The sequence below is a fragment of the Mesorhizobium sp. NPDC059054 genome (genome assembly GCF_042739215.1).
GTDB lineage: Bacteria > Pseudomonadota > Alphaproteobacteria > Rhizobiales > Rhizobiaceae > Mesorhizobium.
The window spans coordinates 696,024-710,057 of record NZ_JBHYHV010000001.1 but is presented as its reverse complement, the minus strand read 5'-3'; the positions used below and the strand labels follow the sequence as shown (position 1 = coordinate 710,057).

Here is a 14,034-nt window from a genome sequence, read left to right as displayed (position 1 = left end):
GTCTCTTTCGACTTTCCAGAACCCGGCGGGCAACCGCCGGGTTTTCTTTTCGTCCGGTAGCGGATGGCTTCGGGAAAGAGGCTGATCGACGGAATCATACCGGACATACTGACCGGTTCGTCTTCGCCCATCTCAATGCTTGCATGCCTCTACCCATCACTGTAGCCAGAACCGGAACGCAATCCGGGGCTTCTCCATGCCAAAATACCCACCGCTTTCAACGATTGTCGCAGCGCTGCCGGCTACGGTGCCATTCGTCGGCCCGGAGGCGCAGGAACGTGACCGCGGCAAGCCGTTCCGCGCCCGTCTTGGCGCCAATGAAAGCAGTTTCGGTCCCTCCCCGCGTGTCGTTGAGCGCATGCAGGCCATCGCCGGCGACATGTGGATGTATTGCGACCCGGACAATTATGATCTGAGGCAGGCGGCGGCGGCTCATCTCGGTATCTCCGCCGACAATGTCGTGGTCGGCGAAGGCATCGATGGCCTGCTCGGTCTGCTCACCCGCATGTATGTTGGGCCAAATGACCCGGTGGTGACCTCACTCGGGGCCTATCCGACCTTCAATTTTCACGTTGCCGGTGCTGGCGGCCGGCTGGTGACTGTGCCCTATGAAAATGACCGCGAAAGCCTCGACGGCCTGCTCACCTCGGCAAAACGCGAGAACGCGCCGCTGGTCTATCTTTCCAACCCCGATAATCCGATGGGAAGCTGGTGGGAAACGGGTGAAATCAATCGATTCGTCGAAGCCCTGCCGGAAACCACCATGCTGGTGCTGGACGAAGCTTATGGTGAATTGGGACCAGCATCCGCCTTACCTGCAATCGACGTGATGCGGCCGAATCTTATCCGCATGCGCACCTTCTCCAAGGCTTATGGCCTGGCCGGCATCCGGCTGGGGTATGCCTTTGGCGAAAAGCAGGTGATCAGCGACTTCGAAAAGATCCGCAACCACTATGGCGTCAGCCGCATGGCGCAGGAGGCGGGCGTCGTGGCGCTGGCTGATCAAGCATGGCTGCGGGAGGTGGTAGCTAAGGTCGAAGCGGGACGTCAGCGGATCGCGACGATCGCACGCGACAATGGCCTCACTCCCCTGCCCTCGGCAACCAATTTCGTCACCGTCGATTGCGGCAGCGACGGCGTCTTCGCGGGCAAAATCCTGCAATCGCTGCTGTCGCGTGACGTCTTCATCCGCAAACCGATGGCAGCGGGACTGGATCGCTGCATCCGCATCAGCGTCGGCCTCGATCACGAGCTCGACATTCTCGCGGAAGAACTGCCTGGCGCCATTGCCGCAGCGAAAGGTAATTGATCCGTCTGCCTCGGCAATCGGGCGAGGAAGGACCGATATCTGGAGCGTTTCCATTTTTTACGGAAACGCTGAGACACTCTAACTCTTTGTTTTTACGCAATTCCGGACGGAACCGTACACATTTTTCCTGGGATTGATCTAGCGACGTTGGGCTTTCGGCGCCGTTATGCCCGTTGCCCGCAGAACCCAACGGGTCCCGTCGCTGCGGAAATCTGTCAGGCTGAGGGGCTCCACATCAATGAACCGGAATCCGGCGAGCGGTGCCTTCAGCACATGTAGAAGCGCCGCACGAACCACGGCTGGATGGGTAACCGCGATTGTATGGCCGGGTTGACCCACCAGCCTGTCGAACAGGCCGGCCACCCGGGCGGCAACGTCGTGAAAACTCTCGCCATTCGATGGCGCCGCTCCGGGATCAACCAGCCAGCCGCGCGCCGCTTCCGGCTGGGCGCGTTGGACGTCGTCGAAAGTTCTACCAGCCCAGGCGCCAAAATCCTGATCGCTCAATGCAGGCGTGTCCGCCGCCTGCAAATCTAAAGCTTCCGCAGTCTGCCGGGCGCGAACAGCAGGGCTTGTCCAGATGCGGTCGGCCGCATCCAAACTCCCAGCCAACGCCGCAATACCCTCAAACGCCTTGTCCTCAAGTGGCTCATCAGCGGGAAAAAAACCGCGTCGGCTGGCGGCGGTCGCCCCGCAACAGATCATGGTGAGACGGACAAGCATGCGGAATCACAGCCTCGTAGGCTTGGAAGTTACCACAGACGGCAATCCGTCATCGACGCAGGGCCGATAAAGCTGCCCGCACACGAAAGTCAATTGTGGATGATGGACCAGTTAAGCGCCCGCTGAAATTTCGTTGTCGAATCGCAATAAGATGCAAGGCTGATGCAATCTGTCGGGGCATATTGCGCCTCCATTGAGCTAACGGACCGGAAGAGACTGCATGCAGGTGTTTCGCTTCAACCCTGAAAGCGTGCTTTACAGGCTTTTGTCCGTCACGCTGTGGCCGCTGATTTTCGTAGCCAGCATGGTCGGCAGTCATTTCGCTTTCGAAAGTGGCCACCCCATTCTCTGGTTCAACGTCGTCTATCTTGCGACCATCGCCGTCATCGCTTTTTTCGAACGCATCATGCCTTATGAACAAAGTTGGCTGGAGCCCGACGGCGAGACCTTCAACAATGTCGCACACACGGTGGTTACCAAAGGTCTGACCCAGATCGCGGCGGCTGTGACCACCTCGTTTCCGATGCTGGTCGCGACGATTGCACAGCCAGCGCTGCAGCATTCCTATTCGCTGTGGCCGAGCCAGGCTCCAATGTTCGCTCAAGCGGTTCTCGGCCTGGTCATCGCCGAGTTCGGGCTCTATTTCGCGCATCGGCTCAGCCATGAACGCCTGCTGTTGTGGCGGTTCCATGCCTTGCATCACAGCGTCGAGCGGCTTTGGGTGCTCAACACGGGGCGCTTCCACTTCGTCGATTCGCTGATCAAGATGCTGCTCGGCCAATTGCCGCTTTACCTGCTCGGCGCGCCGCTGCCGGTGTTCCTGTGGCTCGGCGCGGCGTCGGTGTTCATCGGTCTCTTGACCCATTGCAACATCGACATGCGCACAGGCCTGCTCGATCGAATCTTCACCACCCCTTGCATCCACCGCTGGCACCATTCGCGCGACCTGCGCGAAGGCAACACCAATTATTGCGAAAACATCGTCATCTGGGATCAGGTGTTCGGCACCTATCACAATCCCGCCCGCCCCTCATCGACCGACATCGGCATCAGCGGCACGATCGACAAGAGCTTCTTCGGCCAGATTGCGCAGCCCTTCTCCAAGGCGGGCGTGCGACGCATCTTGGGCAAGCCTCCAAGGCAGACAAATCAGGACAAACCTGAGCGCCAGGAAGCGTAGTCGCCCCAACCTGAACTGCCGATGGCGGGCGGCCTTCCGCCTCCGTCAATCGAACGGATCGATTGATCTTTCGTCCAATTCAGCCATGCTATTCAACACGCACCTTGAATTAATTGAACGTTCGTTTTATTCTTGAAGCCGTCAGGAGAAGATGATGGCCAGAACGACAGGTTCGGATGGCGAACGGACAGAAGCGGCGATCCGCGAGGCGGCGCTGGTGCTGATCGCGCGACACGGCTACGAAGCGGTCTCCATGCGCCAGCTGGCCGCGGAGGTGGGCGTACAGGCGGCTGCGCTCTATCGGTATTTCCCGACCAAGGAAGATCTGCTCTACACCTTGATGCAGGATCATATGACAGGGCTGCTGGCTGCATGGGAAGCGGCACGTCCCATCACGGCGGATCCGGTGATCCGGCTTGCCGCCTATGTCGAAAACCACATCGCCTTCCACATCGATCGCCGTTCCTCGACACATGTCTCCAACATGGAGCTGCGCAGTCTCGCGCCGGAGCGGCTGACCCGTATCCTGAAACTGCGCACGATTTACGAGAAGGAATTGCGCACCATCCTGCGCGACGGCGCCGATGCAAACGTCTTTGCCGTTGACGATATCGGCCTCACCGCCATGGCGCTGATCCAGATGATGACCGGTGTCATCGTCTGGTATCGGCCCGGCGAACGCCTGTCCATCGATGGCGTCACACAAACCTATCTAGCCATGACCATGCGCCTCGTCGGCGCACCACAGCCTGCTGGGGAGCAAAGGCATGTACACGCACACGCTTAATTTCGGGCTCAGTGAGGATATCGAGGCTCTGCGCGATCTCACGCAGCGTTTTGCCCAGGACAAGATTGCGCCGCTGGCGGCGGAGATCGATACGAGCAATGAGTTTCCGCCGCATTTGTGGCCTGAACTCGGCGCACTCGGCCTATTGGGGATGACCGCCGACCCGGATTATGGCGGCTCGGGCATGGGCTATCTGGCGCATGTGGTGGCGATGGAGGAAATCAGCCGCGCCTCGGCCTCGGTCGGCCTTTCCTACGGTGCGCATTCCAATCTTTGCGTCAACCAGATCAACCGCTGGGCAACACCCGCACAGAAGGAAAAGTACCTGCCCCAGCTCTGCTCTGGTGAGCACGTCGGCGCGCTCGCCATGTCGGAACCCGGTTCCGGCTCCGACGTGGTGTCGCTACGCCTGCACGCCGAAAAGAAGAACGACCGCTATGTGCTGAATGGCACCAAGATGTGGATCACCAACGGCCCCGACGCCGAAACCATGGTGGTCTATGCCAAGACCGACCCGGACCGGAACTCGCGCGGCATCACCGCCTTCATCATTGAGCGCAGCTCCAAGGGTTTCTCGGTAGCGCAGAAACTCGACAAGCTTGGCATGCGCGGTTCCAACACCGGCGAGCTGGTGTTCGAAGACGTCGAAGTACCGTTCGAAAACGTGCTCCATGAAGAAGGACGCGGCGTCGAAGTGCTGATGTCCGGCCTCGACTACGAGCGCACTGTGCTTGCCGGCGGTCCGCTCGGCATCATGGCTGCCTGTATGGATGTGGTCATGCCCTATGTGCACGAACGCAAGCAGTTCGGCCAGCCGATCGGCTCCTTCCAGCTCGTCCAGGGCAAGCTGGCAGACATGTATACGACGATGAATGCCTGTCGTGCCTATGTGTACGCGGTCGCCGCAGCCTGCGACCGCAAGGAGACCACCCGCAAGGATGCCGCCGGCTGCATCCTGTTCGCTGCGGAGAAGGCGACCCTGATGGCGCTCGACGCCATCCAGCTGCTCGGCGGCAACGGCTATATCAACGATTATTCGACCGGCAGGTTGCTGCGCGATGCCAAGCTCTACGAGATTGGCGCCGGCACCAGCGAAATCCGCCGCTGGCTGATCGGTCGCGAAATGATGGCTGAAGCGGTATAAGGAGGACCGCGCGACATTTCTGTCGCGCGGGCTGTCTTTCAATGCTCTGGCAGCACGACACCCATCGCTTTCGCCCACCGGCCGAGTACCTGAAGTTCTTCAGCACTGGCCAGCCGGTTGCCGAAACCGCGTATCTGCACCGCCCGGTGCTGGCGATTGAGTTCGATCGTCAGCAGGCGTTTCGCGTTCCCTGCCGCGCTTCGACGCAACGACCAGATCGACGCCTGACCGGAAACGCACTTCTGTGCGTAGCTGGACACGCAATGGTGCATGGCGCGGGATTCGGCCACAAGCTCGTCCGCGGTAACCAACTGCGTCACCGCAAACTGCTCCTTGCGCACCCGCGCCTCTCCCGCAGTCGGTTTCCAGATCCAATCGTCGAGCGGCGAGCCAGCCCAGCGCCCTTCGTCCTCGCCGCCCTTGGCCCGGAAGGCTTGCCGACGGGCTGCCTCAATCCGAGCAACCGCTTCGAGATCGCGATGCCATTCGAGCATCTGGCGGCGCAGCGAAGCGAGCGTGCGACCGACAACGCTGTAATCGGGTTCCCGCTCGTGCCGCGCGGCAAGATAGTCGCAGAGATCGTCAATTTCCGCGACGGTTGCCGGATTGGCACAGAAGAAACGCGTGACCTCCCGCCAGAAGGCGAAGCCAGCTCGCGGCGTGCGTGCGATCTTGGAACGAGCGATACGCCGTGCCACACCGATATCCTCGGTGTAGGAGCGAGCAATGGCCAGCCAGATCGCCTCGTCGAAGCCGAGGTCGCCGGGCGAACTGAGGAACCAGTGGACTTCCTTGCGCGAAAGCCACTCCTTCGCTTCTTCCTTCCACAGCGAGCGGCCACGTGCGGCAACCACGTACCAGCGCCGGCGCAGCGCGATCTCGTCCGCATTGAGGCCGGATCCATCGAGCCAGATTTCCTCCAGCGCGAAGGGTACCGGGTAGCGTGCGAACAGGTGACGTGCCGCAGCCAACCGCAAGCGCGCGGGATCACGCGTCTTCAGCTTGGGGCGCCAAGCATCGGGTTCGCGGGCCAAGACGCCCGTGAAACCATACGCAGCATCCCTCAGAGCGCGCGCGAAATCAGGGGCAGGCCTTGGCGCGCGCTGCGCACGCCGCAGCGTCGCTTCATAATGGTCTACACGTTCGCGCTCGGCCTCGCGCCGGCGCTTGATCATGGACTTGGCCATGGTCGTTCATCCTCAATGAAACTCTGTCAGCCGGACGCAGATCGAGCGCCGGCACGGAATGTGTCGAACTCGGTCTTGCAGTCATGGACAGGTCTCCTTTCGGTCGAACGGGGCAGCTCTCTATGCTGCTCGCGGAATTCACACAAGAACGAAATGGTTTTTATTTACAATGGGATAATGTCTTGTTGCGTTCAGGCAACTGACCCTTTGGACAAGCCGGTGACGTCGGCGGGGAGCACTCGGCTCCCCACCGCTTCAATAGAAACCGCGCGGCATTTCCTGCGTCGGCTTCACCACCACCTGATGCGCGTCGCGCCAGAGCACTTCGCGATGGCGGCCAACTTGGATCGACCGTACAGGCAACCCGCCCTCCTCGATCAGCCAGGCGCAATAGTGCGCCCGGGCGATCATCTCGCGAGCCTCGTGATTGAACCAGCAAACGCCCCAGATCGAGTTGCGTCGCTTGAAATGCCGCACCACCCGGCCCGGGATCGGCAGATGCTCGTTGAACCAGTCGAACTCGCCGTCGAGTTCCCGCAGAATCCAGTCCGGTGCACCGTTCCGATACAGATACCAGGACGCCCGAAAAAAGCCGGTCTCCACCCGGCTCTGCGGATGGATGAGCGGCGTAACGAACCGCACATACATGACGACACAGGCGGCGCAGCGCGCCGCTCCTCAAACTTGCTGATGTTCCAGGCCAAAAAAACGCCGCCCTCAGGCGGCTTGGTCGCTCGCCCGAGGCCGACGTTCGCAAGAAAGCAGAATTCTGCCTTTCATCGTCGCCTCCATCTCAGTGTCATCCGCGGCGCCGAGGGGCTAGCCGCATGCGGGGCGTGGCTGATACATCCAAACCAACACCACCGCAAGAGCGCGTGAGGAGGAAATATGCCGGTCATCCAGTCTTCCATCTCCACCTCCTCCGAAAGCTTCCGCACCAATGCAGAACGCATGCAGTCGCTGGTTGCCGATATTTCGGACAAGGCGGCCCTGGTACAGCGCGGCGGCTCGGAAGAGGCACGCGCGCGCCACACCGCGCGCGGCAAGCTGCTGCCGCGCGACCGGCTGGCCCAGTTGCTGGATACGGGCTCGCCCTTCCTCGAGATCGGCCAATTCGCGGCCTGGGACATGTATGACGATGCGATTTCGGCTGCAGGCATGATCGCCGGCATCGGCCGCGTCGAGGGCCGTGAGGTGATGGTGGTGGTCAACGACGCCACAGTCAAAGGCGGCACCTACTATCCACTCACCGTGAAAAAGCACCTGCGGGCGCAGGAAATCGCGCTGCAGAACAAGCTACCCTGTGTCTATCTGGTCGATTCCGGCGGCGCCAACCTACCCAACCAGGACGAGGTGTTTCCCGATCGGGAGCATTTCGGCCGCATCTTCTACAACCAGGCCAATATGAGCGCGGCCGGCATTCCGCAGATCGCCTGTGTCATGGGCTCGTGCACCGCGGGTGGCGCCTATGTACCGGCAATGGCTGATGAATCGATCATGGTGCGCAAGCAGGCGACCATCTTCCTCGGCGGCCCGCCACTGGTAAAGGCGGCAACCGGCGAAGACGTCAGCGCAGAAGAGCTCGGCGGCGCCGACCTGCACACGCGCGAGAGCGGCGTGGCCGACCATTACGCCCTCGACGACGAGCATGCGCTGGCGATCTGTCGCCGCATCGTGCGCAATCTCAACCGCAAGAAAGAGATCGGGCTCGATCTTCGTGCCCCTGTGGCACCACTCCACGATCCGCGCGAGATCCATGGCATCGTGCCGGCGGATCTGCGCCAGCCCTATGACGTGCGTGAGGTGATCGCGCGCATCGTCGACGGTTCGGAGCTGGATGAGTTCAAACAGAATTACGGCACCACGCTGGTGACCGGTTTTGCCCACATCCACGGCATGCCCGTCGGCATCATCGCCAACAACGGCGTGCTGTTTTCCGAAAGTGCCGTTAAGGGCGCGCATTTCATCGAACTGTGCTGCCAGCGCAAGATCCCGTTGGTCTTCCTGCAGAACATCACCGGCTTCATGGTCGGCAAGAAATACGAAGCGGGCGGTATCGCCAAGGACGGCGCCAAGCTGGTGACAGCGGTGGCAACCGCGCAGGTGCCCAAGGTGACGATGATCATCGGCGGTTCTTTCGGTGCCGGCAACTACGGCATGTGCGGCCGCGCCTATTCGCCCCGCTTCCTGTGGATGTGGCCGAACGCGCGCATTTCGGTGATGGGCGGCGAACAAGCTGCCATGGTGCTGGCGCTGGTGCGGCGCGAGAACATCGAACGCAAGGGCGGCACCTGGTCGGCGGCGGAAGAGGCCGAATTCAAGCGCCCGACGCTGGAGAAATACGAGCGCGAGGGCCACCCGCTCTATTCGTCCGCGAGGCTCTGGGACGACGGCATCATCGATCCGGCAAGATCGCGCGAGGTGCTGGCACTTTCACTGTCGGCAGCGCTCAACACACCCATCGACGACACGAAATTCGGCGTTTTCAGGATGTGATCCCGTGCTTTCATCTTGTACATCACCAACACGCGCGGGCATCGGCGAAGGATTCCAAGAATTCAGTTGGCCGACCTCAGAAATTTCATCTACTGCTTCCCATGTTCCACACTGGGCTCATGGGGATAAAATTGCGACATCTTCGAACTTTGAATATATCCTTCCTTGCTTGCATGCTTCTTGCCGCAGCGCCAAATATAACAAATGCAGGTTCCTTGACCGGCAGCGAGGGCGACAAACGCTTCCCGCCGACAATATCAGGCAATGTGAAGGATCCTTGCACCAAGGCCTGGAAGGGCTATGTGGCAGCTCGCGGTCATTCCGCCTATGCAACCACGCCTTATTCGCGGGTCGTGGATCTGTACATCATCTGCGGAACCTCGCTCAACGCGAAGTCTCAAGAAGCAGCCGAAGCGAAGGCTTTGGAATCCTGCGTGCGGACACGCGAACATTACAAGGTCAGAAACGGTGGCCGCTGCGAGATCGCAGCCTCCAAATGATCCATGCCTTGATCCCGCGGGGCTGGCGCATGACGCCAGCCCCGCGGTTCCGCCGCTGCCACGAATGGGGTGGTCGGCGCTGGGTTCGTCCGACACTTTGTGCCCTCCAATAGCCAATCATCGGAGAAGACCATGCAATTCCATCGCGGTCGCCTGATCGACCATATCCACCTTCGAGCAGCCAACCTGGAGGTGACAAAGCGCTTCTACCGCGCCGTGCTCGGCGCAATCGGCCGTTCCGATTCCATCCATGAAGGCGACACGTTCTTTTCGGCCGACGAATTGTGGATCGACGCCGCCAGGGGGCAGACGTCACGGGTGCACCTCGCCTTCCAGGTGCCCGATCGAGAGACAGTGGCTAAATTCTACGAAGCCGGCCTTGCCGCCGGCGGCAAGGACAATGGCGGGCCAGGCGAGCGCAGCTATCATCCAGGCTACTATGCTGCTTTCCTGTTCGACCCGGACGGCAACAATATCGAGGCCGTCTTCCATGGCCCGTTCGAACGCTCGGCTTCGTCGGTGGTGATCACACCGAAATAGACGCGGATCATGCGGCAATGAAGAAGAACAAGCAGGAATGGCTATGACCGAAACAGGTTTCGTCGAGACGGATTTCGCGAAGATCGCCTTCGCACAATCGCGCGCGGAGGGCCCGGCCATTCTGTTCATCCATGGCAATTCGAGTTGCAAGGAAGTGTTTTCCAAGCAGTTCGAGGCAGCTGAATTTACCGGCTACCGCCTGATCGCCTTCGATCTGCCCGGCCACGGCGCCTCGGAGGACGCGAGCGACCCGAACCACACCTATACGTTCGGCGGCTATGCCGAGGTGGCCGAGGCGGTTGTTCGCCAGCTCGGTCTGGATAGGCCCTCCATCTTCGGTTGGTCGTTGGGCGGTCACATTGCATTGGAAATGCTCGGACGCGGCTTTGGCGCCAAGGGCCTCATGATCAGCGGCACCCCGCCGGTGAAAGCAGACGTCGAAAGCTTGATGGCCGGCTTCAACATCGATCCGAATGCCGAGAACCTGACCGGCAAGCGCGACTTCACGGACGCCGACGCTCTGGCCTACGCCACCCATACCTCTGCGGTGGACGGACATGTCGATCCGCATCTGCTTGCCATGTGCAAGCGCACGGATGGCCGTGCCCGCGAGATCATGTTCGGCTCGGTCATGTCGGGCAAAGCGTTGGATGAGCGGGAAATCGTCAAAACCAACGAGACGCCGCTTGCGATCGTCAACGGCCGCGATGACGTCTTCATCCGGCCCGACTATTTCGACGGTCTTTCTTATGCCGCGCTGTGGTCGCGAAGGATCATGCGCATGGCGGGCGCGCAGCACGCGCCTTTCCTGCAAAGGCCGCGGGAGTTCAATTCGCTGCTGTTGGAATTCGCGAAGGGCGTTTGAGCCGCCTTTCGCCATTGGAGGCCCCGATGTTCTCAAAGATTCTGATCGCCAACCGCGGTGAAATCGCATGCCGTGTCATCCGCACGGCGCGCCGGCTGGGGGTGACCACAGTGGCCGTCTATTCGGATGCGGACGCAGCCTCGCTTCATGTCGCCATGGCCGACGAAGCGGTGCATATCGGTGCCTCTCCGGTCGGCGAAAGCTATCTCAGGGGCGATCGCATCATTGCCGCGGCCAAACAGACGGGTGCCGAAGCTATTCACCCCGGCTACGGCTTCCTTTCGGAAAACCCGGATTTCGTCGATCAGGTGATCGCCGCCGGCCTGGTCTTCATCGGCCCGTCGGCCGACTCGATCCGGGCCATGGGTCTCAAGGACGCCGCCAAGCGGCTGATGGAGAAAGCCGGCGTTCCCGTGGTGCCTGGCTATCACGGCGAGGCGCAGGACATCGTGCTGCTCGCCACCAAGGCGCGCGAGATCGGCTATCCGGTGTTGATCAAGGCGCGCGCCGGCGGCGGCGGCAAGGGTATGCGCCGCGTCGACGACCCTGATGACTTCTCGGAGGCCCTTTCCGGCGCCCGCCGCGAGGCCAAGGCCGCCTTCGGTGACGACCGCGTGCTGGTGGAAAAATACGTCGACAAGCCGCGCCACATCGAGGTGCAGGTGTTCGGAGACAATTTCGGCAACGCCGTGCATCTGTTCGAGCGTGACTGCTCGGCACAGCGACGCCATCAGAAAGTCATCGAGGAGGCCCCTGCCCCCGGCATGACGCCCGCCTTGCGCAAGGCGATGACCGAAGCGGCGGTGAAAGCGGCGAAGGCAATCAAATATTCCGGCGCCGGCACCATCGAGTTCATTGTCGACGCTTCGCAGGGCCTCAAGCCCGACCGCTTCTGGTTCATGGAAATGAACACGCGCCTGCAGGTGGAACATCCGGTGACGGAAATGGTCACCGGCATCGATCTGGTCGAGTGGCAACTGCGCGTCGCCTCCGGCGAAAAGCTGCCGAAGACCCAGGACGGGATCGCGCTTTCCGGTCATGCCTTCGAGGCAAGACTCTATGCGGAGGATGCCACGAAAGGTTTCCTGCCAGCGATCGGTACGTTGCACCATCTGCGCTTCCCTCAACGAGCGCCTGCGAATGCCGCCATGCGGATCGAAACAGGCGTCCGCGAAGGTGATGCCATTTCACCCTATTACGATCCCATGATCGCCAAGCTCGTGGTGCATGGAAATAACCGCACTGCCGCACTTTCGGCACTGGAGGCGACGCTGGCCGATACGGAAATCGCCGGTTCGGTTACCAACACCGCCTTTCTTGCGGCCCTCGCCGCAGATACAGACTTTGCCGCGGGCGATGTCGACACCGGCCTGATCGGCCGCAAGCAGGATGCGCTGACCGCTGTTCCCGCCCCGGGCGACGAGGTGATCGCAACGGCGGCACTCGCGGCCGCCAATGTCGCGGAACATCGCGATCCGTCCGATCCATGGTCATCTCTGGTCGGCTACGCCCATTTCCATGCCGGTGCCCGAAACATCGCGCTGAAGTCAGGCGAGCACGTCATCATGGCCCGGGTTACCGCCCGCGCCGACGGTGGTTTCGATGTCGCGACCGACCACGGCGTCCATTCGCTGCGCGCCGGCGGCGGCAAACGGCTTGCCCGCTGGCCCGACCATGTAACTGTTTTCTCCGGCGCCACCGGCTACAGTTTTGGTGTGCCGGACCCACTCGCGAAGGCCGACGATGCCGGCGCAGGCGCCGGAAACCTACGCGCGCCCATGCCAGGCCTGGTCAAGGTCGTGCGTTCGGGACCAGGCGAGGCCGTGGTCAAAGGACAACCGCTGCTGATCCTCGAGGCCATGAAGATGGAACATACCATCGCTGCTCCCCATGATGGCATCATCGCCGAGATCGCGGCGGAGGGTGCACAAGTGACCGACGGCACCGTTCTTGTCCGGTTCGTTGAGGCGGATGCCTGAACTGAAGCGACAGAGCCCTTAGAAAACAGAATGGCCGGGACGAACCCGGCCATTCTTTTTCAGCTTCAGACCGGCGACTATCAGTCCAGCTTGATCGGCGCGTATTTGCCGTCGTGCCACTGGTTGATGTCGAACTTCGGATCCTTGATATCACCCTTCTCATCCAGGGTGATTTCGCCAACCACGGTGCTGATCGGCTTGCCGTCCTTCAGAGCCGCGGCCACCTTGGCCGGGTCGTCGGAACCGGCGCGCTCGATACCTTGGGCAACCGCCTGGATGACGCCATAGGAGAACAGGGTGAAGCCCTCCGGCGAGAAACCGCCGGCCTTGATTTTCTCCACGGCTTCTTTGGCCTCAGGCTTGGCCTGCGGGTCGGACGGAAACACGAACATCGTGCCTTCGCCAGCCGGGCCGGCGATCTGCCAGAACTCCGGATTGGAAAGGCTGTCCGGCATGATCAACTGGAAATCGAAGTTCTGTTCCTTGGCCTGACGCTTGATCAAACCACCTTCCGGGTGATAGCCGCCGAAATAGACGACATCGGCCTTCAGTTCCTTGAGCTTGGTGACCAGCGCCGAATAGTCCTTCTCACCGGCGTTGATACCTTCGTAGGCGATTTCCTTGAGGCCGCCCTCATTCATGGTCTTCTTCACCGCATCCGCCGCGCCCTGGCCATAGGCGCTCTTGTCGTGCAGCAGCACGACATTCTTGCCGGCGTATTTCTTGGCGATCCATGGACCGACGAAGTTGCCGCCCGCATCGTCACGGATGTAAAGGCGCAGAATCGTCGGCCAGCCCTTCTTGAAGGCGGCTTCCGTCAGCTCCGGATTGGATGAAGCCGGCGTGATCATGACAATGCCATTCTCGGCATAGACGGCGGACGCCGGGATGGTGGAGCCGGAACAGGCGTGGCCATCGACGAACTTGATGCCTGCGGCCGCGATACGGTTGGCGACCGAAACGGCCTGCTTGGGATCGCAAGCGTCGTCCTCGACGACGATCTTGATCTTCTTGCCGCCGATGCCGCCCTTTTCGTTGATCGCTGCGGCAGCGGCATTGGCGCCCTGCTTGAACTGATCACCGATCGGAGCGAGCTGGCCGGTCATCGGACCGACGACAGCGATAGAAATGTCTTCCGCGTAAGCCGCCGAAGCGCCGAGCGCCGTGGCGAACAGGGCTGCGCCCAGGTATTTTGTTGTTTTCAACTCGAACCCTCCCATTGCTTTGCGCAAGCCCTCCCGGCTGCGCTTGCGTGCAATGGGCGCAAAAATTTGCAGTTCGTCAAGTCCATCCGGACGGCATTGCATGCGTCCGGTTAATGCAA

13 protein-coding genes are annotated in these 14,034 nt (G+C 61.1%); 9 read left to right on the top strand and 4 right to left on the bottom strand.

The window, feature by feature from the left end; translation table 11 throughout:
* Window positions 1–196 precede the first annotated feature (196 nt).
* Window positions 197–1,309 carry a pyridoxal phosphate-dependent aminotransferase gene (locus tag ACFWXH_RS03350; RefSeq protein WP_379117507.1) on the top strand — a complete coding sequence of 371 codons (1,113 nt, stop codon included), beginning with the start codon at window positions 197–199 and terminating at the stop codon, window positions 1,307–1,309.
* 138 nt (window positions 1,310–1,447) lie between these two features.
* Here the strand turns inward: ACFWXH_RS03350 and ACFWXH_RS03345 are convergent, their stop codons facing one another.
* The gene (locus ACFWXH_RS03345) at window positions 1,448–2,032 is read right to left on the bottom strand and encodes a histidine phosphatase family protein (protein ID WP_379117505.1); all 585 of its coding nucleotides are present in this window, start codon (window positions 2,030–2,032) and stop codon (window positions 1,448–1,450) included.
* Window positions 2,033–2,252: 220 nt separating this feature from the next.
* On the opposite strand from ACFWXH_RS03345, the gene ACFWXH_RS03340 reads away from it, so the two are divergent.
* The 3 genes from ACFWXH_RS03340 to ACFWXH_RS03330 all read left to right on the top strand — a co-directional run bounded on the left by ACFWXH_RS03340 (window position 2,253) and on the right by ACFWXH_RS03330 (window position 5,143).
* On the top strand, window positions 2,253–3,212 hold the full coding sequence (locus tag ACFWXH_RS03340; RefSeq protein WP_379117504.1) for a sterol desaturase family protein: 960 nt from the start codon (window positions 2,253–2,255) through the stop codon (window positions 3,210–3,212).
* Window positions 3,213–3,366: 154 nt separating this feature from the next.
* A complete protein-coding gene (locus ACFWXH_RS03335; protein ID WP_379117502.1) occupies window positions 3,367–3,999 on the top strand; it encodes a TetR/AcrR family transcriptional regulator in 633 nt (210 codons plus the stop codon).
* A complete protein-coding gene (locus ACFWXH_RS03330; protein ID WP_379117500.1) occupies window positions 3,980–5,143 on the top strand; it encodes an isovaleryl-CoA dehydrogenase in 1,164 nt (387 codons plus the stop codon). Before ACFWXH_RS03335 ends, ACFWXH_RS03330 begins: the two co-directional genes overlap by 20 nt.
* Before the next feature lie 38 nt (window positions 5,144–5,181).
* Here the strand turns inward: ACFWXH_RS03330 and ACFWXH_RS03325 are convergent, their stop codons facing one another.
* Both ACFWXH_RS03325 and ACFWXH_RS03320 read right to left on the bottom strand, forming a co-directional pair.
* A complete protein-coding gene (locus ACFWXH_RS03325; RefSeq protein ID WP_379117498.1) occupies window positions 5,182–6,330 on the bottom strand; it encodes a PcfJ domain-containing protein in 1,149 nt (382 codons plus the stop codon).
* Between the two features lie 255 nt (window positions 6,331–6,585).
* Window positions 6,586–6,978, bottom strand: a complete 393-nt coding sequence (locus ACFWXH_RS03320) for a hypothetical protein (protein ID WP_379117496.1) — start codon at window positions 6,976–6,978, stop codon at window positions 6,586–6,588.
* A gap of 240 nt (window positions 6,979–7,218) precedes the next feature.
* Here ACFWXH_RS03320 and ACFWXH_RS03315 point away from each other — a divergent pair, with 240 nt between their 5' ends.
* The 5 genes from ACFWXH_RS03315 (at window position 7,219) to ACFWXH_RS03295 (ending at window position 12,710) form a co-directional block, all read left to right on the top strand.
* Window positions 7,219–8,826, top strand: coding sequence for a carboxyl transferase domain-containing protein (locus tag ACFWXH_RS03315; protein WP_379117494.1), 1,608 nt, complete (start codon window positions 7,219–7,221; stop codon window positions 8,824–8,826).
* Between the two features lie 131 nt (window positions 8,827–8,957).
* Complete coding sequence (locus tag ACFWXH_RS03310) at window positions 8,958–9,326, top strand: hypothetical protein (RefSeq protein ID WP_379117492.1); 369 nt, start codon at window positions 8,958–8,960, stop codon at window positions 9,324–9,326.
* A gap of 132 nt (window positions 9,327–9,458) precedes the next feature.
* A complete protein-coding gene (locus ACFWXH_RS03305) occupies window positions 9,459–9,866 on the top strand; it encodes a VOC family protein (protein ID WP_379117490.1) in 408 nt (135 codons plus the stop codon).
* Between the two features lie 43 nt (window positions 9,867–9,909).
* Entirely contained in the window at window positions 9,910–10,731 is an 822-nt protein-coding gene (locus tag ACFWXH_RS03300; RefSeq protein ID WP_379117488.1) for an alpha/beta fold hydrolase, read from the top strand.
* A 26-nt stretch (window positions 10,732–10,757) separates the two neighbouring features.
* Window positions 10,758–12,710: an acetyl/propionyl/methylcrotonyl-CoA carboxylase subunit alpha gene (locus ACFWXH_RS03295; RefSeq protein WP_379117486.1), complete on the top strand. Its 1,953-nt coding sequence runs from the start codon at window positions 10,758–10,760 to the stop codon at window positions 12,708–12,710.
* 80 nt (window positions 12,711–12,790) lie between these two features.
* Here ACFWXH_RS03295 and ACFWXH_RS03290 read toward each other — a convergent pair whose 3' ends face one another.
* Window positions 12,791–13,915, bottom strand: a complete 1,125-nt coding sequence (locus ACFWXH_RS03290; protein ID WP_379117484.1) for an ABC transporter substrate-binding protein — start codon at window positions 13,913–13,915, stop codon at window positions 12,791–12,793.
* Window positions 13,916–14,034 lie beyond the last annotated feature (119 nt).